The sequence below is a fragment of the Colwellia sp. MT41 genome (assembly GCF_001444365.1).
GTDB lineage: Bacteria > Pseudomonadota > Gammaproteobacteria > Enterobacterales > Alteromonadaceae > Colwellia > Colwellia marinimaniae.
In genome coordinates this window covers 2,976,437-2,994,828 of the sequence record NZ_CP013145.1, presented here as the reverse complement: position 1 = coordinate 2,994,828, position 18,392 = coordinate 2,976,437, and the positions used below count along the sequence as shown (strand labels likewise).

General features: G+C 38.2%; 18 protein-coding genes. 5 read left to right on the top strand and 13 right to left on the bottom strand.

Translation table 11 applies throughout. The features are described 5' to 3' along the window. Nucleotides 1-500: 500 nt before the first annotated feature. The 4 genes from CMT41_RS19915 to CMT41_RS12805 all read right to left on the bottom strand — a co-directional run bounded on the left by CMT41_RS19915 (nucleotide 501) and on the right by CMT41_RS12805 (nucleotide 3,394). The gene (locus CMT41_RS19915; RefSeq protein WP_143760090.1) at nucleotides 501-581 is read right to left on the bottom strand and encodes a cellulose-binding domain-containing protein; all 81 of its coding nucleotides are present in this window, start codon (nucleotides 579-581) and stop codon (nucleotides 501-503) included. Further along, nucleotides 547-669 (bottom strand): hypothetical protein, encoded by a 123-nt coding sequence (locus tag CMT41_RS19740; RefSeq protein WP_257721027.1) that lies wholly within the window; start codon nucleotides 667-669, stop codon nucleotides 547-549. The genes CMT41_RS19915 and CMT41_RS19740 overlap by 35 nt, the downstream gene beginning before the upstream one ends. Nucleotides 670-1,042: 373 nt before the next feature. After that, the gene (locus CMT41_RS12810) at nucleotides 1,043-2,236 is read right to left on the bottom strand and encodes a helix-turn-helix domain-containing protein (RefSeq protein ID WP_058027478.1); all 1,194 of its coding nucleotides are present in this window, start codon (nucleotides 2,234-2,236) and stop codon (nucleotides 1,043-1,045) included. Then, nucleotides 2,237-3,394, bottom strand: a complete 1,158-nt coding sequence (locus tag CMT41_RS12805; protein WP_058027477.1) for a helix-turn-helix domain-containing protein — start codon at nucleotides 3,392-3,394, stop codon at nucleotides 2,237-2,239. It lies immediately after the preceding gene. A gap of 765 nt (nucleotides 3,395-4,159) precedes the next feature. Here CMT41_RS12805 and recR point away from each other — a divergent pair. Continuing rightward, nucleotides 4,160-4,765 (top strand): recombination mediator RecR, encoded by a 606-nt coding sequence (gene recR / locus CMT41_RS12800; protein WP_057181658.1) that lies wholly within the window; start codon nucleotides 4,160-4,162, stop codon nucleotides 4,763-4,765. Between the two features lie 34 nt (nucleotides 4,766-4,799). On the opposite strand, the gene CMT41_RS12795 is transcribed toward recR, so the two are convergent. The 3 genes from CMT41_RS12795 to CMT41_RS12785 form a co-directional block, all read right to left on the bottom strand. Then, nucleotides 4,800-5,198 carry a stress response translation initiation inhibitor YciH gene (locus tag CMT41_RS12795; protein ID WP_438819275.1) on the bottom strand — a complete coding sequence of 133 codons (399 nt, stop codon included), beginning with the start codon at nucleotides 5,196-5,198 and terminating at the stop codon, nucleotides 4,800-4,802. 341 nt (nucleotides 5,199-5,539) lie between these two features. Next, the gene (locus CMT41_RS12790) at nucleotides 5,540-6,466 is read right to left on the bottom strand and encodes an electron transfer flavoprotein subunit alpha/FixB family protein (RefSeq protein WP_058027476.1); all 927 of its coding nucleotides are present in this window, start codon (nucleotides 6,464-6,466) and stop codon (nucleotides 5,540-5,542) included. After that, entirely contained in the window at nucleotides 6,463-7,215 is a 753-nt protein-coding gene (locus CMT41_RS12785; protein WP_057181656.1) for an electron transfer flavoprotein subunit beta/FixA family protein, read from the bottom strand. Before CMT41_RS12785 ends, CMT41_RS12790 begins: the two co-directional genes overlap by 4 nt. 245 nt (nucleotides 7,216-7,460) lie before the next feature. On the opposite strand from CMT41_RS12785, the gene CMT41_RS12780 reads away from it, so the two are divergent. After that, nucleotides 7,461-9,122, top strand: a complete 1,662-nt coding sequence (locus CMT41_RS12780) for an electron transfer flavoprotein-ubiquinone oxidoreductase (RefSeq protein WP_058027475.1) — start codon at nucleotides 7,461-7,463, stop codon at nucleotides 9,120-9,122. A 222-nt stretch (nucleotides 9,123-9,344) separates the two neighbouring features. Here the strand turns inward: CMT41_RS12780 and CMT41_RS12775 are convergent, their stop codons facing one another. The 4 genes from CMT41_RS12775 to CMT41_RS12760 form a co-directional block, all read right to left on the bottom strand. Continuing rightward, nucleotides 9,345-10,157: a DUF2884 family protein gene (locus CMT41_RS12775; RefSeq protein ID WP_058028229.1), complete on the bottom strand. Its 813-nt coding sequence runs from the start codon at nucleotides 10,155-10,157 to the stop codon at nucleotides 9,345-9,347. A 5-nt stretch (nucleotides 10,158-10,162) separates the two neighbouring features. Then, the gene (locus tag CMT41_RS12770; RefSeq protein ID WP_057181654.1) at nucleotides 10,163-11,851 is read right to left on the bottom strand and encodes a DUF342 domain-containing protein; all 1,689 of its coding nucleotides are present in this window, start codon (nucleotides 11,849-11,851) and stop codon (nucleotides 10,163-10,165) included. A 115-nt stretch (nucleotides 11,852-11,966) separates the two neighbouring features. After that, the gene (locus tag CMT41_RS12765; protein WP_057181653.1) at nucleotides 11,967-12,293 is read right to left on the bottom strand and encodes a hypothetical protein; all 327 of its coding nucleotides are present in this window, start codon (nucleotides 12,291-12,293) and stop codon (nucleotides 11,967-11,969) included. A gap of 157 nt (nucleotides 12,294-12,450) precedes the next feature. Continuing rightward, nucleotides 12,451-13,749 carry a CinA family nicotinamide mononucleotide deamidase-related protein gene (locus CMT41_RS12760; protein WP_058027474.1) on the bottom strand — a complete coding sequence of 433 codons (1,299 nt, stop codon included), beginning with the start codon at nucleotides 13,747-13,749 and terminating at the stop codon, nucleotides 12,451-12,453. Between the two features lie 676 nt (nucleotides 13,750-14,425). On the opposite strand from CMT41_RS12760, the gene CMT41_RS12755 reads away from it, so the two are divergent. After that, on the top strand, nucleotides 14,426-14,815 hold the full coding sequence (locus tag CMT41_RS12755) for a hypothetical protein (protein WP_057181651.1): 390 nt from the start codon (nucleotides 14,426-14,428) through the stop codon (nucleotides 14,813-14,815). A 63-nt stretch (nucleotides 14,816-14,878) separates the two neighbouring features. Continuing rightward, nucleotides 14,879-15,799, top strand: coding sequence for a 4-hydroxy-tetrahydrodipicolinate synthase (gene dapA, locus CMT41_RS12750; RefSeq protein ID WP_057181650.1), 921 nt, complete (start codon nucleotides 14,879-14,881; stop codon nucleotides 15,797-15,799). Nucleotides 15,800-15,894: 95 nt separating this feature from the next. Here dapA and CMT41_RS12745 read toward each other — a convergent pair whose 3' ends face one another. Continuing rightward, nucleotides 15,895-16,875: an RluA family pseudouridine synthase gene (locus tag CMT41_RS12745; protein ID WP_058027473.1), complete on the bottom strand. Its 981-nt coding sequence runs from the start codon at nucleotides 16,873-16,875 to the stop codon at nucleotides 15,895-15,897. 473 nt (nucleotides 16,876-17,348) lie between these two features. On the opposite strand from CMT41_RS12745, the gene CMT41_RS12740 reads away from it, so the two are divergent. After that, nucleotides 17,349-17,564 (top strand): hypothetical protein, encoded by a 216-nt coding sequence (locus tag CMT41_RS12740; RefSeq protein WP_058027472.1) that lies wholly within the window; start codon nucleotides 17,349-17,351, stop codon nucleotides 17,562-17,564. A 96-nt stretch (nucleotides 17,565-17,660) separates the two neighbouring features. Here CMT41_RS12740 and CMT41_RS12735 read toward each other — a convergent pair whose 3' ends face one another. Continuing rightward, on the bottom strand, nucleotides 17,661-18,245 hold the full coding sequence (locus CMT41_RS12735) for a hypothetical protein (protein WP_058027471.1): 585 nt from the start codon (nucleotides 18,243-18,245) through the stop codon (nucleotides 17,661-17,663). Nucleotides 18,246-18,392 lie beyond the last annotated feature (147 nt).

Here is an 18,392-nt window from a genome sequence, read left to right as displayed (position 1 = left end):
CTTAAGAGCAGGGGCGTGAGTGTCAAAAAAACTTAGCGCAAAGCAAAAAAACCTGCTTGTTGTTTAAACCTGCGTTGGTGATGGGAACATTACGATATAACACCAATCCCACTAACTATGTGATCATTTCTACTTGCTAAAACCACCAACTACTTCGTTATTTATTTAATAATTAGAACAACTAGTTATTAAAGTAAATGCCTTGTATTTGGCGATTTTTTCTACGTATAAAATAGTTCACCTAATTTATGGAACTGGTATAAGAGAAAAACCGAAAGGATTCATCAACACAAATAAGGTAAAATATTTTTATTAAGAAGTCGTCTCAACTTATGAAAAATACAATAAACGTACGTTCAACTTTATGTTAACGAATGATGTACTTTTTAATGTTATGAAAAATATAGATTTAGTTACTAATTGTAACCATGGGAGTTACTCTTATTAGGTAACTCCCATGGTAAAAACATACTTGTTACCTGAGTATTAGTGACAACTTATTACTGACAACTTTTGACTAAACTCCAAGAAACATCACTGCCGGGTTCACTGTTGGTATACCAGCATGCTAATAGCGACACTGCCGGCCAGTAAGGTAAGTAAAGTTTCTCTCATCGTGGTCGTTTGTGATTTTTTAGCAATATATTGTTGCATAATATCTATATTCATGGTGTTCTCCACCGCTTGTTAATACTTATGTTGTTATATTTATTTTTATTTGCTGGTCTGTAATAAATAATTTGACGCTTTGCTCGAATGGACTATCGCTAAAAACAAGCCTATCAGCGTACCAAGTTAGGTGTTTTCTTAAGTTGAACCATTTTATAAAAGGGTTTTTGTTGTTTTAATATTGTAGGTTGTTGGTTTTACGGTAATTTGTATTTATTTTTTTTGAAAATTTTTTTTTGAAGTGTTCAAGCATTATTGTTATGGATATACAAATACTACGACTACAGCAGACTATTTATTTCTGAAAATAGAGCAAGTCCTTGCCGGTAATGAATCTTGCTGAGGGGGTTTTCTTAGCAAAAATAGCCCTTGTCTAGGGGGTTGCGGGTAATTTTTCCTTGCGAAACTGTGAAGGAGTTTTGCCGGTATCTAATTTAAATAATCGATTAAAACTGCTTTTGCTGTTATAGCCAGCAAGAAAGGCAAGGTCAATAATGGATTGATTAGCCATATTGGGGTCGGTGAGGTAAGCACTTACTTCTTTTAAACGATAACGGTTAACGTATTCAAAAAAATTAACTTTAAATTCTCGATTGATTAAATTGGAGAGTAATTTGGGTGACAGTGATACTTGCCGTGCTAAATCGTCAATTTTAAGCTGATTGTTTAAGTAAGGGCGCTGTTTTTCCATATGATTACCGACACGGGTAACTTGCTCAGGTGAGTAAGTATTAGGCTTGTCTGTTTTAGTAATGTCTTTATTAGTAATACCATCTAGCGTTTCTTTGCTTACCCGGAGAATATTGCGAGGGTCTGATAAAGCAAAGAACAGTAAAGTAGATACCAGTAATAACTGTCCATAATTCTCTATAATTCCCATTAAATTGAAATTGATTAAAGTAACCGTTGATGCGTCAAAAATTGCCGTAACTAAGGTATAAATGATCAGGTAACTTTCAGACCACAATCTTAAGACAATAAAACCGACTACTAACAGTTTAAGCCAAGTATAATTGACTGACTCTGTATTAGAATAAGCTGTTGAGAGCTGATTTTGGTAGTGCCGTATGGTAAATAAAGCCCAAACGCCAAAACCAGCCCGAACGACATTGCGCAAGTGTTCATAATACTGAATATGCTCAGCTCTCAGAAAAAGTAGAAAATCGACGCCCTGAGCTGTGGTAAATTGAACTTTAACAAGGACTAGCGTCACTAGATAGATTAATAAGGGCAGTAATAAAACCAGGTCAACCTTTTTAAAACTGAGCTGTTGGTATAGCGCCGAACGTGTATACAATAATAAAAGTGGCCCTTCTAACCAAAGAGCCAACTCTAAGGTTGAAAATACCCAAGGCATATGAGCTACCGACCAAAGATGAAAATCTTCGCCATACAAGGCCAGTACATAGGCGGAAATCCCTGCTTGTGATAATAAAAAAAAGCCTAAGAAACGAGGTGTTGAATCTGCTTTACTGCGACCTAATAAGGTCATCGCTGCAAATAAAAAACAGATATAGCAAGCTACTAATAAGACGATATCGTGACTATTAAAGAGTAGTGTTTTCATTTATGTTTTTTGCTGTTCTTTTCTATATTGCGTTGGTGTCATACCAACAATCTTCTTAAAAAAGGTGTTAAAAGTAGCTTTACTGTTAAAGCCGGCTTGAGCCATTACGGCTAGCATGGTGATTTTTTCATTTTCTTTTCTTGTCAGTAGCATTTGAGCTTCATCAATACGGTAGCCATTAATGAACTCAAAGAAGTTCTTTTTAAAATGTCGATTAATTACCTGCGATAACTGCCTTGAGGGCATAAAAGTTTGTGTAGCAAGGTTGTCTAACGTTAACAAGTGATTCAAATAAGGTTTATGTTCATTCATGTAAAGCGTTAAGGCATTTATTTGCTCAGGGTCTATCGATTCTTTTTCTAAAGGCAGGGAGGTTGAGTTGTCCATACCATGAAAAAGGTTTGATACCCCTAAACTAAAAAATATTAAAAAGCTAATTAAAAACATAACCATAAAATTAGATAGCTGGCCAAGTACAGGGTAGTTAATGCTAAAGTGCAGGTCAATCGAGGTCATGTAGCCCAAGGTAATAAATACCGCTTGTACTTTAATGATGAGAAAACCAATAGTTAGCACTTTAAGCCAAGTAAGATCGACACCTTCGATATCAGCAAAGTTATCCTTGATTTTTTTCTGATAATTACGTAATTCGAGCAAACATAATATGCCACAAAAAGTTCGAAAACATTCTCTAAATAAATTGATGAAGCGAGTATAAAAAGGCTCTGCTTCAATATGGTAGCCATTAAGAATGGCTATTTTTGTATCGCTATCAAGCATATACCAGGCATTGCTTTCATAAATAAGGTAAAGAAAAAATGGCAATAGATAGAGTAAGTCGGTTTTTTTAAAGCTGAAATTTTTGTATATAAGTGAGCGGACATAGAAGAGTAACAATACGGCTTCTAACCAATAAGCTAAGCCAAAAACATAAAAAACATTCGCTGAAAAACTAATGGCAAATTGACGAAATCCTTCGCCAAAATTAATTAGGGTATCTAGTGGTATTGCCGCATAGGACAATAAAAATAACGCTAACAATACGTTACTTTGTTTTTTACCTTTTTTGATCAGTACTAAAAAAAAGGCAAATAAAATACATTGATAGATGGTAAAAAGCAATGCTAAATCAAGGGTGTTAAAAAGAACAGTACTCATACTACGTCCGTCTTCTGTCATTATTATTATATATTTCAATAATTAATCTATACAAACTCACTTAACAAAGCAAACGCTAACCACTTATCAAAGGAAATTATTCTTTTACTAAAGTTGCTTAATATACTGCTCTAAGCCTTTTTTAGATAAAACTACTGCAGTAAGAGAACTCAAACCATTAGGATATTCCTCTTGCTCAACAACAATTCACTTGGTGCCGCCAACCATACCTAATCTAATTTTTCCTGGGTGGACTTTATTCATCTTGTGACTCAAGAGTTTTTAACTAACTAGAAGTTTAAACCGTTAGTTGGTGAGTTGTCGATTAAATTTAGTATATCGATATCAAGGGGGAACGGTTAATATAAAATCGGATTGTAATGCAACAAAATCGGCGTTTACTTGTTTTGGTCATTTGTTATTATCAATGAGTATTTCTTTATTAGGCGGTTATTGGTGGAAACGAAACTACCCATTGCCCAAGTTGCCTATCAGTCAGGTTTTTCTGATCACAGTTACTTTATCGACACTTTAAAATGATGTTTACTGAATTACCCTCTGCTCTAAGACAGCAGCGACTCTCTTCTGCAGCCGGTAATTAAACTATGTGCAATTATTTTCGGTAAGCCACTACTATTTAGCCATTAGTTTTATTAAAATTAGCCTTATGTTTTGAAAAAGAGCCGACATTGACTATTACTTTTTTTCATAAGGCTATTTTGTTTATCAGCCAGTCATTAAAATTTAAAATAAAAGCAGTTACCTATGAAATTTAGTCCACTTGTGCAAGAGTTAATTGATTCACTAAAATGTTTACCTGGGGTTGGCGCTAAGTCAGCACAACGCATGGCATTTCAGTTACTTGAACGTAACCGACGTGGCGGTAGTAAACTCGCCAAAACCTTAGCAAAGGCGATGACCGATATTGGCCATTGCCAACAGTGTCGTAACTTTACCGAAGAACCACTCTGTGAAATTTGTCAAAACCCTAAACGACAGTTAGCGACTAAGCTTTGTATTGTTGAGACACCGGGTGATGTTATTGCTATAGAGCAAACCGGTGAGTTTTTTGGTAAATATTTTGTCTTGATGGGGCATTTATCCCCTATTGATGGCATAGGGCCAGATGACTTAGGTTTTGATATATTAATTAAGCAATTTGCTAGTGGTCAGTTTAGTGAGGTTATCTTAGCAACTAACCCTACGGTCGAAGGGGAGGCAACCGCGCACTATATTGCTGAGCTTGCCCAGCAATATCAAGTTAATATTTCTAGAATTGCCCACGGCGTTCCTGTGGGCGGGGAATTAGAATATGTTGATGGTAATACTCTAGCTCATGCCTTAGCAGGCAGAAAAGCTTATGAAATTTAACTCGGTAATAATAAAGCCTAGCTAGCGTGGAGCATTAACCGCCGGTAAACTTAACGTTAAAACCCGCCTTTTCTAGCACCTGCTGTATTACCTCGCGCTTATCGCCTTGAACCTCAATGGTTTCTCCAACGACTGAGCCACCACTGCCGCAGGTCTTTTTAAGTTTTTTTGCTAATTCTTTTAGTGCCTTGTTGTCTAGACCTAGGCCGCTGATGACCACAACCCCTTTGCCTTTTCGGCCTTTGGTTTCGCGTCTAACACGTGCAAAACCATCACTTGGCGTAACAGTTTTTTCTTTTTTTTTGTTAATGCGGCCGGTGTCAGTTGAATAGACTAGTGAGTCATCACTGGCTGGTGTCGATTTATTAGGCTCAATGGGGGCTTTACCAAAAGCAGCGGCTAAATCACTTAAACTAGACAAACTATTTTTCATATATCACTCAATACTCTTAGCTAAACTGGTTAATCAAATTTTAGATAAAATAAAACCACAGCAACGTTCATAGTCACTGTGGTTTTATTATATCACTAACAAGCTGAAAACCGCTTGTTAGTGATAGATACCCGTCACTCATAATGACGCTACATGGATGGTGCTTATTAGAGAATGCAGACGGTACAGGAAGTACCTTATACGGATAATACAGGAGCAATTATCCTGAGCACATTCTCCTGAACAACCATTATTTCATCACAGCGCCTTGAATTGAAATTGCTCAAGCACTTTGAAACATGCATCTTGAATGGTAACGGGTATATTATTGCCTGAATATTTTAAAGCTTGCTTTCTAACTCAGGTAAAGCATCAAATAAGTCAGCAACAATACCGTAATCTGCAACTTGGAAGATTGGCGCTTCGGGATCTTTATTGATAGCGACAATGACTTTTGAGTCTTTCATACCAGCTAAATGCTGGATAGCACCACTGATACCGACGGCAATGTATAAGTCAGGAGCAACAATTTTACCTGTTTGACCTACTTGCATGTCGTTTGGCACAAAGCCAGCATCAACAGCTGCGCGTGATGCGCCAATTGCTGCGCCAAGTTTGTCGGCAATACCGTCAAGTAATTTAAAGTTATCGCCATTTTGCATGCCGCGACCACCAGAAATTACCACTCTTGCCGCACCTAGATCAGGTCGCTCAGAGACAGTGAGTTCGTCACTTACATGGCTTGAAATACCGGCATCAGTAACCGTATCTAATTTAACCACTTCAGCATTGCCATCGGTTGCTACCGCATCAAAGCCAGTAGTACGTACAGTGATAACCTTTTTGTTATCTAAACTTTGTACTGTGGCAATAGCGTTGCCGGCATAAATAGGGCGAATAAAAGTATCACTACTTTCAACGTCAATAATATCAGAAATTTGCGCAACATCTAATAACGCGGCAACTCTAGGCATAAAGTTTTTGCCGGTAGTAAGCGCTGTTGCCAGAATGTGTTCATAATCGCTGGCTAATTCAGTGACTAATAAACTAAGATTTTCAGCAAGGTGATGCTCATAAACGGCATTGTCACAGACTATTACTTTGTTGACACCATTGACTTTTGCTGCCGCATCAACAACATCTTGACAATTAAAACCTGCCACCAGTAGTGTTATATCACCACCAATTTTTTGCGCTGCGCCTACTGTTTTTAGGGTCTCAGCTTTTAACGAGCTGTTGTCGTGTTCAACAATTACTAAAATACTCATGAGATCACCTTGGCTTCATTTCTTAATTTATCAATTAATTCATCAATACTTTTTACCATAACACCAGCTTTGCGCTCTGCTGGCGGCGTAACTTTTAATAATTTAGTACGTGGGCTTAAATCAATGCCAAAATCTGCCGCTGGTCTTACTACTAATGGCTTACGCTTAGCTTTCATAATATTAGGTAATGTAGCGTAGCGAGGTTCGTTTAAGCGTAAATCTGTGGTTACAATAGCGGGCAAGCTAAGCGCAACAGTTTGTAAACCGCCATCAACTTCACGGGTAACATTGACTTTATCGTCAATAAACTTCACTTCTGAGGCGAAGGTACCTTGTGGCATGCCTGTAAGTGCCGCTAGCATCTGGCCAGTTTGATTATTGTCACTATCAATGGACTGTTTACCTAAAATAACAAGTTGCGGTTGCTCTTCTTCAACCACTTTTTGCAATAATTTAGCAATGTTCAATGCATCTAGGTTTTCATCTGTTTCAATTTGAATAGCGCGATCGGCACCTAAGGCTAATGCAGTACGCAATTGTTCTTGGCAAGACTTATCACCGATAGAAATTGCAATTACCTCTGTTGCGATACCCGCTTCTTTTAAACGTACCGCTTCTTCAATGGCAATTTCACAAAAAGGGTTGATCGCCATTTTTGTATTGGCAAGATCTACATTGGAATGATCGGGTTTTACTCGAACTTTGACGTTATAGTCAATAACACGTTTTATCGGAACTAATACTTTCATCGCAGCCTCTGAAAAGGTTTGTTAATTTACAATAATAGTTAAAAGATACCCCTGGTTTACGTCAACGTCAACGTAATCTTGGTGAAAACTTTTAAACTAAGATACAATCTAGATAAGTGCTTGTAACAGTGCCTTGCTTGGGCATCTGTTATAAGATACTATCAAACACCTGTTTGAATATCAAACACATGTTTGAATTTTACTGAAAACTTAACAGTCTAAATATAATAATACTGGGAGATCTTATGGAACGCGAATCGATGGAATTTGACGTAGTCATTGTTGGTGCTGGCCCTGCCGGTTTATCAACTGCTTGTCGCTTAATGCAAATAGCACAAGATAAGCAGCAAGAGTTAATGGTTTGTGTAGTTGAAAAAGGCTCAGAAGTGGGCGCGCATATTCTTTCCGGCGCTGTTTTTGAACCCAGATCTTTAAATGAATTATTTCCTGATTGGCAACAAAGAAATGCACCATTAACTACCAAAGTAACTGCTGATGATATTTACCTATTAACGAGTGAAAAATCAGGTATCAAATTACCTAACTTTTCCGTACCCAAAACTATGCATAATGACGGCAACTATATTGTTAGCATGGGTAATGTTTGTCGCTGGTTAGCTGAGCAAGCAGAGCAATTAGGTGTTGAAATTTTCCCCGGTTTCCCTGCGCAAAGTATCATATATAATGATGACGGTAGTGTTGGTGGTGTTATCACCGGTGATATGGGGTTAGATGCCGAGGGCAAAGAAAAAGACTCCTTTATGCCAGGTATGGAGTTACGTGCTAAGTACACGGTTTTTGCTGAGGGTTGTCGTGGTCACCTAGGTAAAGAGTTAATTGAAAAATTTAATCTTGATGAAAAAAGCTCGCCGCAACATTACGGCTTAGGTTTTAAAGAAATTTGGGACATAGCGCCAGAAAAACATCAAGAAGGTCTAGTGGTACACACTGCTGGTTGGCCGTTAGATAAAGGAACTACCGGTGGTGGTTACCTTTATCATGCAGAAAATAATCAGGTGTTTGTTGGTTTAATTGTTGATTTAAATTACAGCAACCCACATCTAAGCCCTTTTGATGAGTTTCAGCGTTATAAACATCACCCTAAAATTAGTCAATACCTTGAAGGTGGTAAACGAGTTTCCTATGGTGCCCGAGCTATGGCGAAAGGTGGTTTTAATTCATTACCTAAAATGACCATGCCGGGTGGGTTATTGGTGGGCTGTGACGCCGGTACCATTAATTTTGCTAAAATTAAAGGTAATCATACCGCAATGAAATCAGGCATGTTAGCGGCTGAAGCCATTGCCCAAGTATTGATTAATGATGAAGGTATTGCCGAAGAAGGTAAGCAGGATTTAACGCACTTCAGCCAACTCTATAAAGACTCTTGGTTATATGAAGAACTATACAGTACCCGTAATTTTGGTCCGGCGATGCACAAGTTTGGTACTTTATTAGGTGGCGCTTATAACACTTTAGATCAGAATTTTTTCTCCGGTAAATTACCGTTTAATTTTAAAGATGATAGCCTAGATCATGCCCAACTGAAGCTTGCGGCTGATGTTCCAGTGATTAAGTATGCAAAACCAGATAATAAATTAAGTTTTGATAAACTGTCTTCGGTATTTTTATCTAATACCAATCATGAAGAAGAACAGCCTTGTCATTTAAAACTCAAAGATGCTGACATTCCTATTAGTGTTAATTTATTGAAATATAATGAACCCGCACAGCTATATTGTCCTGCCGGAGTCTATGAAGTTGAAAAAACTGAGCAAGGTGATAAGTTTATTATTAATGCGCAAAATTGTATTCACTGTAAAACGTGTGATATTAAAGACCCCAGTCAGAATATTACTTGGGTAACGCCGGAAGGCACTGGTGGGCCAAACTACCCGAATATGTAATACCATAGCTATTAAGTTTGTTGCGACTCAGCAACAGAGTTAAATTGCTATTATATACAGCTATTAGGTTATTTTAGTGTTGCAAGGCCCAATATACTCTAAGGAGTGTCTTGGGCTTTTTTCTTCTTTTTTGAGGGGCGGGCAATATAATAATTTTACTTACTTGTTGGATTTCTCTTGAATATAACTCGTTGATTTTACGTAAATATAAGCCGCCCACTATCAAGAGTTTAGCTTAGTAGATATTTCGATAAGGTTATATGCTTTTAATGCGGGTATGGCCTGGTGAAGCTGAGTTTCAATTTCATCTAATTGACTCAGTTTTTGACAAAAAATAGCCACTTTTTTATCAAGTGCTTGAGCACGTATAGTCACACCGAGATCCAAGCCTGCGCTAAGGCTTGTTAATCGCTTATCAAAGGTGGTTATTCGTGTTTCGCTACCGTATTCGCTGCTATTACGGTCAACTAATACCGACTGACCAACAGCGGCTAATATTGAACCGATAGAGATTGAAATCATCGCTTCTATCTCTTGTTCAAATTCACCGGTTAACATTTCATCAAAATCATTTAAGTCTTGTGGCGCTATATAATAGTTATTGGCACTTTGATTAAAACGTGCACGTATCCGCCATTTTATCTCATCAAATTTGGCTTGTACTTTTTGTTGTGCAGCGCTGTTTTCCCCCGTTAAGCCAGCAATCATTTTATTGATTGCTTTTAACGCAATATCTACTCCTTCAATCGCCATAGCGATTATTTCTGGGACTTGTTGGCGGATCCCGCTACTGAAGCTTCTTAACAGTTGTTGCTGCTCTATAGATAAGGAAATTTCCCTACCTTTAATAAAAAGTTGCTCGCTATTGTTAATTTGTACTTGGGTAATACCTTGATCGACGATGCGGATATGTTTAGGGGCAATAATAACCCCATAATTAAGATGAATGGAGCATTGCTGAGCATAGGCTTGCTGGCTTAAGGGTAAGGTGAAAAAGAGCAGAGTACAATATTTTAGCGTTGAGGTGTTTACCATCACTGTTAGGTATTCACTATAGGGTCAATAAGTATCTTTCTCTCATGATAAATCATTTTACTTGGACCATATTCTCGGCGTGTTTTCTCATTAAAATCACCGACAATTAGCTCAACGCCATGATAAAGCTTTTCTGTGGCTTCAAGATAAACACTCGCCATGTACTCTTGTAGGTTGTCTTCAAGGCTGCTTTTTTCATTGAGTATTTCACCCGTTTTATTGGCATGATATTGGTAGGTTGGCACTATTTTGGCTATTAACTCGGGTTTTGCTTTATCTTTAGGTAGTTTCTTTAATTTATTTATCGCCGCTTTTAATTCATTGGTTTTATCCGACTCTATTTTGAGTAACTCATCTATTTGACGAATATCATTTTTAAATTTTAGGATTTTATGTTCAAAATTAACTACGGTATTACTACCCGCAGTAGCACCAATCATGCCGGCATTAACTGAAGAGCCTACTTTGGTATAGCCACCGATGAGTTTACCATCAGCTTTACCATCTTTACCTACCCATAAGCGACCATTAATATCTAAAATACTGTGTAGTAACTGGTTTTCAATACGTACGTCTTGAGCACAAGTGATTTGTGCATATTGACCATACTTGGCATAAACACTGCCTTTAGCATGAATATTTACACTCATAGTCATATTGCTAATCTGGGTTTTGTCAGTATCATGTTTTCGGCCAATAATACCACCAGTAATGGTAATATCGCCACCGGCTTCTAGGGTTGCCGACTCAACAAAACCACCCACGGTAATATCGCCAGAAGCGGTAACTTTCATGCCTTCGGTAACATCGCCATCAATAATAACACTACCAGTAAAATTAATATTACCGGTAGACACGGTGACATTTTTAATCTTATATACCTCATCAACTTCCATGCCGTTGTTAATGAGTTTAGGCAGACCAACTTTCTCTGAAACTAAAATGTTAGTATTTTGTGAACTTATATTGGTACCTTGCCCAGCAACGAGTTCGATATCATTACCTGGCTCTGCGGCTAAAGGCGTGTCCGTTACCGTGTAACCTTGCACACCCTTGGTTAAGGGGACTTTTTTGGCCAGAGGATCACCAACATTTACACAGATAATATCGCCAAGGTCTCGCATGTCTACGCTACCATCTTCGCGTTTTTTAGGTTTGAGAATGCGTGTTTGTGCACTTTCAACCAAGGGTTTTATAATGGCATCTTTACCATTAATTGCTATTTTTCCTGTGGCAATTTGCAACTCAACTTGATTGTTAGGCGCTTCTTTGGCGGCAAGTTGTGCCAGTTGGATTAAATGCTCTTTACTAAAACCTTTTTTTACCCCAGCGGCTTGTGCCGCAGTTAATATGGCTTTTGCCGTTAGGTGTTTACCGCCTTGAGCGCTGGTGATTTCTGCACTAGCACCCATTTCATCCGCTTCTATGGTTATATTGATTTTCGCGTCAACGCGCTCAAGCACTTGATAGCGTATGGTTCTACCAGTATTTTTATCTTGCAATGGTTTGAGCACATCATGTAACTCAGCAACAGCATTTTTGACATTACCATTGTTGATGCGAAGCTTTTTATACTCTGATGCCTCTATTAGCTCATTGATAGTTAAGGTGGAAATAGTGTCTCCCCCTTTAATCGGCTCTAACACTAAATCGATATTATTTTTATCATTGCAAATTAAACTGGCTTTGGTCATTACTGGGCTCCTCTAACCGTTAAGTACTGCTGAGCCAAATAACGGATAGATGCTGTTGTTATTTTATAATTATTATGTTTTCTCTGCTCGCAAGCTGGCTTGAGATATACTTAACCTATATATAATGGCTTTGATGAATTTTAATAAAGCTAGTGGTACCTTCTTTAGAATAGTCAATTTTATACTCTACACCATCAAGCGCTTGGATGAATAAGAGTGTTTTCTCTTCACCAAAAATTTCGGTAGATGCAATATTAATAATGTCTTGATACGCTTTTTTAGCAATAGATCGTTTCGCAGGTACTTCACCCTTATAAATACCAATGCCACGATGGCTAACAATGACAACCAACTTCTCACCATTCATAATAAGTAAGTCGAACTTCTTTATCTTGTGAATAATGGTATTTCGGCCACTGGTTATAAAATTTTTCTCTATCACAATAGGCTCCTGATATTCATGTGTTATTTCTTTTTATACTTTGTCTTAATATATAAATTTTTAATACACTAAGCAATGATTAAGCGATGACTTATCCGCTGGGTTATATTGATTCTAGTTTATATCTTGTTAGGGTTTTGTCTATCATTATTGCCCTTTACTGAGGAGGAAAAGCTCTTTCGGCAATATAGTTTGGTATAGTCGTTAAATTTTGTTGGTATCTACGGAGTAAGTCTAGCCCTATTGCCGCGACAAATTGTTGAAATTGACGTCTTTTATAAGGTAATTGTAAACATTGAGTTTTGATATCTCCCAGGCGACCCCAAGCAAACCAAACGGTACCCACAGGTTTATCTTTACTGCCGCCATTGGGTCCGGCAATTCCGGATACCGCGATGGCAATATCCGCCTTAGATTTTAATAATGCACCTTGCGCCATGGCGATCACCACAGCCTCACTTACCGCACCTTCTTGCGCTAAAACACTTGCGGGAACATCTAACATAGCTGTTTTCATTTCGTTGCTATACGTGACAAAGCCGGCCTCAAAGCTGCTCGATGAGCCACTGATCTCGGTTAATGTACTGGCAATGAGACCGCCAGTACATGACTCGGCCGTGGTGACTTTTATATTGTGCTGTTGTAATTGATTCAGCAGGTGTTCCGCCAGTGATTTTGGCTTGCCTTGCACCTCAGCGATTAAATGGTCGCCAAGCACCTTGACTAATTTCTTTTGCCAGAGTGATTTTAATGCCAAACCTTGCTTGGTATTTGTAGTTAGCTTTATTTCAAGTAAGGGCATACCCGCACGAAAGCCCAGTTCTATTTCTGTCGGCCAATTGGGCAGTTGCTCATCAATTGCTTTTTGCAAACTTGACTCACCTAGACCAAAAACCTGCAAACGAGTGACCTCAGTGATTAAATCACTCGGTATTTTTTTAGCGATAAGCGGCACTATTTGCTCTATTAACATGGCTTTTAGCTCATGGGGAACTCCGGGGGTACAGTAAATGTCACAATCTTTATAACGCACGTAAAAACCAACGGCACTGCCACGGCTGTTGGCTATTATTTGGCAGCCTTTAGGTAATATGGCTTGTTTGAGGTTAGGGGCATTTAATTCTGTCCCGCGTTGCAGGCACCAGTGGGTTAAATGACTCAGCGCTTGTGGGTGTTGACTTAACTCTACCCCTAGAGCAAGCGCTAAAGCTTGCGCCGTTAAATCATCCACCGTTGGCCCTAAACCGCCATTAATTATTAATAGGTCACTAGTGCTTGCCATGTAGGTGATTTCACTGACCAGTAGTGCCAAATCATCAGCAACGGTTACCTTACGGTTAACTTTAAGTCCAAGTTCTTTTAGTATTTGTGCCATCATGGCGGAGTTACTGTCAACAATATCTCCGGTCATCAACTCATTACCGGTTAATAATAACTGTACATTCGGGGCTGACATGGTTCATCTATCCTTAAGGTATTTATTTGTCGATAAATTTAAACCTTTTTCTCTAAAGTTACATCATAATTTTTTTATGAAGTTAAAAAATATAAAATATAGGGCATAAGCAATGAGTGATGTAATTTAAAACTGGCTAAAGAGCTTAGTGCTTTTCACCGTGCTTAATTTGTCTTGTCAGCCTAGTTGTCATGGTCAGTAAAAATCAGGGCTGAAATTACCCTCGTCCTTCTCGGTAACAAGGCAAAGTATTTAGCTTACATAACCCTAATGGCACAGTGACAATCAACCGTTGGTAATGACGTATCATTAAAGTAGTGGCCAATATTAGCACTGATACTTTGCCTGGCAGTATTGACAGCGCTTTTGCTTTAACAACTAAAAATAATAGTTTGTCTATATTAAAAAAAATTGTACCGTTATCATGGTGAGCATACGATCCCGAAAGGCAGTGTTAACCGCTTATAAACAGCGTTATTGATTTTGACAAGGAAGCGACATGGAGCTAGCTTATTAGAGAATGCCGGAGCTATTCTGCTGAATAACCATTATCTTCATCAATAGCTTGCTGCTAAGTCTTTAAAATCTAGCTAAGCGATCACTTTCTTATACGGATTGGTATAACTAATAATTTAAAATTATAATTCCACATAGCAAAATTTAAGGGCAATACCTAGTGAGTAAAAAAACCTATGCAAGAGCGTTACTCTTTGGTCGCTGGTATCGAAGTGATATTGATGAGCAAGGCCATGAAACCGTTGAGTATGCTGAGCTTAGTAGTGATGGCAGTTTTGAATTTACCTTTATTACGCTGGATGTTAATGGCGTAATTATTGAGCAAGTTACCGAGCTTGGTGATTGGGGCTTAGTGGCTGATATTCACTTTACCGTAACAAAAAACGAACTGATTAATGATAAAATCTATGCCGCAGATTTAAATAATGATGATAATTATCAAGTGTATAAGGTGTTATCCTTGGATCATAAAAAATTTCATTATCAACATAGATTAACCAATGAAGAATATATCATGACACGGGTTGTTGATAACACCGGTCATTGTTAGACTAATGGTAAGAATTTACTGATTTACCTTAATTAGAATCAAATAAAAAATTAGAGATAGTTAATGAAGCGATTAAAAGCAGCAAGTTTAATTACCGCAATAAAAACGCCCTACACTGAAAAAGGGGAAGTTTGTTTAAAAAGTTACGATTTCTTAATACAGCAGCAAATCGCGGCCGGTGTTGATGGTATTGTGGTCGGTGGTACTACCGGGGAAGGGCACTTACTTAGCTGGGAAGAGCACTTAATGCTAATTGCTCATTGTGTGCATAATTTTGGCGATAAATTAATTATTGTGGGTAATACCGGTAGTAATAATACCCGTGAAGCAATAAAAGCCACCGAATATGGTTTTGCTATAGGTATGGATGCCGCACTACAGATAAACCCATACTATGGTCGTACTTCGCTTAAAGGGGTAATTGAGCACTTAAAAATAGTACTCGATATAGGTCCTGCTTTTATTTATAACGTTCCAGGTAGAACGGGACAAGACTTAACCCCAGAATTCATTGAGCCTTTAGCCTCGCATAAAAACTTTATTGGTGTGAAAGAATGTGCCGGTAACGAACGCATTGCCTATTATGAAAAACAAGGTATTGCTTGTTGGTCCGGTAATGATGATGAAAGTTATGCTGGCCGTCATGAATATGGCTCACATGGCGTGATTTCAGTTACTTCAAATATTATCCCCGGCATTATGCGCCAGTTAATGGATAAAGAAAATTTAACACAAACCACACAACTTAATGAACAAGTAGCCGATTTAATGGCCTGGCTATTTTGTGAGCCTAACCCTATTGCCATTAATACTGCGTTAATGATGACAGATGCGGTGCCTAAAAACATTCGTTTACCTTATCAAGCACTGACACTAGAACAACGTCAGCAAGGTTTAAAGATTTTAACTGCGATTGCCAGTAAAGAGTTGGTTGGTAATAGCTTATCTCTACTTGAAGATGCTGACTTTAATTATTGTATTTAGCGGCACTATGCTAGCAATATTATTTTAGCTAGAGTATTTTCGCTATAACCAATTAGCCTAGCTACTTTATCTGGCTAATTGATAGCGATATAACATTAAAGCCTCGGTGATAACTGAGGCTTTAATGTTTCTGGCAACTCAAAATATCGCTCTTTTTTTGTGGCTGTTCCAGCACTTACTGATGTTATCTTAGGGGTGAGCGGGCAAGAGAAGCGTAAGCTAACCGCACATAGCTGTAAATCACATGGCTCACTTTCATCGGCTATGCCATGTAATCTATCACCGACCACAGGCAGGCCAATACTTGCCGCATGTAGTCTGATTTGATGCTTTCTACCACTGTCTATTTTGACTTTTATTAATGAGCGATCGGCATAGCTATCATAGGCCAAGCAAGTAAAGGTACTGCGGGCACTCTTGCCATCAATGTCAGCGGTAATAACTTCTGGTTGTGGTCTTTTACTGTGATCACCATGAACAATAATATGATAATTTTTCTCTAACTGGTGTTGCTCAAACATTGCTGACAGCGCCCGTGCCGCTTTTTTACTGTGTGCTATTAATATCAAGCCAGTCGCCGCTCTATCTAATCGATGGACAATAAAAGCTGGGCGCTCGTTAGGCAAGTTTTGCTGAGCAAAGCGGGCAATGGTGCAATGATCACTCCATTTAGAACCCTGCGATAACATACCGTAGGGTTTATACCAGACGCTGTAATCAACTAAATCTTCAATGAGTATTGCTGGTGGAACCGGTGTTGACAGCACTGTACTATTGTAATAAAAATGCAGTTCATCATCAGGGAGTAATTGTTTTTTTACTCGGCGTAATCTTTGTGTTTGTTTTTTATTTTTTGCCGGCGTTAACCATAAGGCGCCTTTACTAATGGCCTGCTTTAACGCTGCTGTTGATAACGACGTTTGTGGTGAATTACTTTGGCCATCACGATAACTTTCTAATATTGAAATGGCAGTGCCATTAACGTGCCCATCGACTTTGATATGCCACTCAAACTTATGTTGGTTTCTAGTGGTGGTGTCGTCCTGATTTTCTGAACAGCTATTATCTATAGGCATATTGGCAAGAAGTCGTTAGGGCTTTGCCGTTATTTTACTAGGTTTATGGTCGGTGCAAAGCTAAAATAGCGCATTGATAATAATAATCGGCAAATATTGCAGAAAATGACTATGAAGTTGAGTCGTGAGCTAACATGTTGTCCAGAAGAGTAAAGCGGCAATAACGTTTGGCAGATGCAATAAAAGCCTGATGAGCTAATAAGTGAGGGTAAATCGACTGCTCAGTACTATTTTCTGGTCAAGAGTTGTGCTCAACTTCGGTCGGTTATTACTAGCAAACAAGCAAAAATTTTCTTTAACGGCTTGCCAAGAAAAGTAAAAATCAGCCACTATCAGCCGCTGTTTTTCTCAAGTGCCACGCCGTTAAAGGGACAGTTTGATAGCGTTTATTTTGTGGTAATTTTGACTAACTGGGCTATTACTCGCTATAAAATGGTATTATTCTCTACAAATAAAGCGAGTTTAGGACGTATATGAACATAGATATAAAACAATTTTCCGCCTTACAAAAAGCAAGCCAATCATCCTTTTTTGAACAAAAGAAACTGCTTAAACAGGTGATGTTAGGTAAAACCGTATTATGTAAAGTCTGTAAACAACCGTTAAAACTCCATACCCCTGAGCAAGCTGGACCAACAGGCGTACGCTGTGTAAAAGGCTGCACCGATATCTCATTAGATTTTGTCTAGTTTATTGATGGCAATTACCTGATAAAAATTAACTTCAATCAATGTATGTGCAGCAAATGTTGATTTGTCTGCTAGAGGGATAACATTAAGTAAAGTCTAAAATCTTATGCCCAGGTTAATGCCGTAAACATTGCCAGACTTGTGTGAGTCACTGGTGTCAAAATAACGTCGAATATAAGGTGTTATTTGGATACTTTGAATGTTAAATTCAATGCCAAATTCAGGATAAACAGCAAGTACTGGATCATCTGTACAGCTCTCAAATTCCTCTTCGTGACTGCTACAGTGTTGTGTTTTTCCAATAAAAAAACCTACACCGAGATATGGATTTATTAATTGATCTAAATGTACAAAGGCAAACCCTGAAAAACCAAGGTAAAGCTCATTACTTTCATACTCGGTTGTAGTTGTATTACCTTTCGGGTAAAAATGACCATCAGCAGAAAAGTAACTCGTTGTTTCAGCTGTTTTAACGTTATTACCACCAAAATACAAAGTGCCACTTAGTCTGCCGCCAAACATATCTCCTTTTGCAGATACCGATATTTCGGCACCAGCACGATCTCCTTCAGGTTCATTGAACGCACCAATAGAGAAAGTAGCCTCATCTTGGCTTGCTTGAGATATAGTAGAAAAAGCGAATAAAGCCGTTAACAAATATAATTTAACTAAGTAATGCATAATTCCATTTCCGCACAGATACAATCGCTCAAAAAAGCGAGTGTTTATTATTGAGTGGTTACTTTAATTGGTGCTATTCTCGTTTAAGTTATTGAATTATGCAATAAAAAACTGACTATTCCTTTTAGGGGATTGTCGGTTTTTAGT

Bases quoted from the DNA above. Each gene is read 5' to 3' on its own strand.
- CMT41_RS12760 (WP_058027474.1), bottom strand. From the start codon at position 13,749: ATGTCAGCCCCGAATGTACAGTTATTATTAACCGGTAATGAGTTGATG.
- CMT41_RS12740 (WP_058027472.1), top strand. From the start codon at position 17,349: ATGAACATAGATATAAAACAATTTTCCGCCTTACAAAAAGCAAGCCAA.
- CMT41_RS12735 (WP_058027471.1), bottom strand. From the start codon at position 18,245: ATGCATTACTTAGTTAAATTATATTTGTTAACGGCTTTATTCGCTTTT.
- recR (WP_057181658.1), top strand. From the start codon at position 4,160: ATGAAATTTAGTCCACTTGTGCAAGAGTTAATTGATTCACTAAAATGT.
- CMT41_RS12790 (WP_058027476.1), bottom strand. From the start codon at position 6,466: ATGAGTATTTTAGTAATTGTTGAACACGACAACAGCTCGTTAAAAGCT.
- CMT41_RS12785 (WP_057181656.1), bottom strand. From the start codon at position 7,215: ATGAAAGTATTAGTTCCGATAAAACGTGTTATTGACTATAACGTCAAA.
- CMT41_RS12775 (WP_058028229.1), bottom strand. From the start codon at position 10,157: ATGGTAAACACCTCAACGCTAAAATATTGTACTCTGCTCTTTTTCACC.
- CMT41_RS19740 (WP_257721027.1), bottom strand. From the start codon at position 669: ATGAATATAGATATTATGCAACAATATATTGCTAAAAAATCACAAACG.
- dapA (WP_057181650.1), top strand. From the start codon at position 14,879: ATGAAGCGATTAAAAGCAGCAAGTTTAATTACCGCAATAAAAACGCCC.
- CMT41_RS12780 (WP_058027475.1), top strand. From the start codon at position 7,461: ATGGAACGCGAATCGATGGAATTTGACGTAGTCATTGTTGGTGCTGGC.
- CMT41_RS12810 (WP_058027478.1), bottom strand. From the start codon at position 2,236: ATGAAAACACTACTCTTTAATAGTCACGATATCGTCTTATTAGTAGCT.
- CMT41_RS12770 (WP_057181654.1), bottom strand. From the start codon at position 11,851: ATGACCAAAGCCAGTTTAATTTGCAATGATAAAAATAATATCGATTTA.
- CMT41_RS12805 (WP_058027477.1), bottom strand. From the start codon at position 3,394: ATGAGTACTGTTCTTTTTAACACCCTTGATTTAGCATTGCTTTTTACC.
- CMT41_RS12745 (WP_058027473.1), bottom strand. From the start codon at position 16,875: ATGCCTATAGATAATAGCTGTTCAGAAAATCAGGACGACACCACCACT.
- CMT41_RS12795 (WP_438819275.1), bottom strand. From the start codon at position 5,198: ATGAAAAATAGTTTGTCTAGTTTAAGTGATTTAGCCGCTGCTTTTGGT.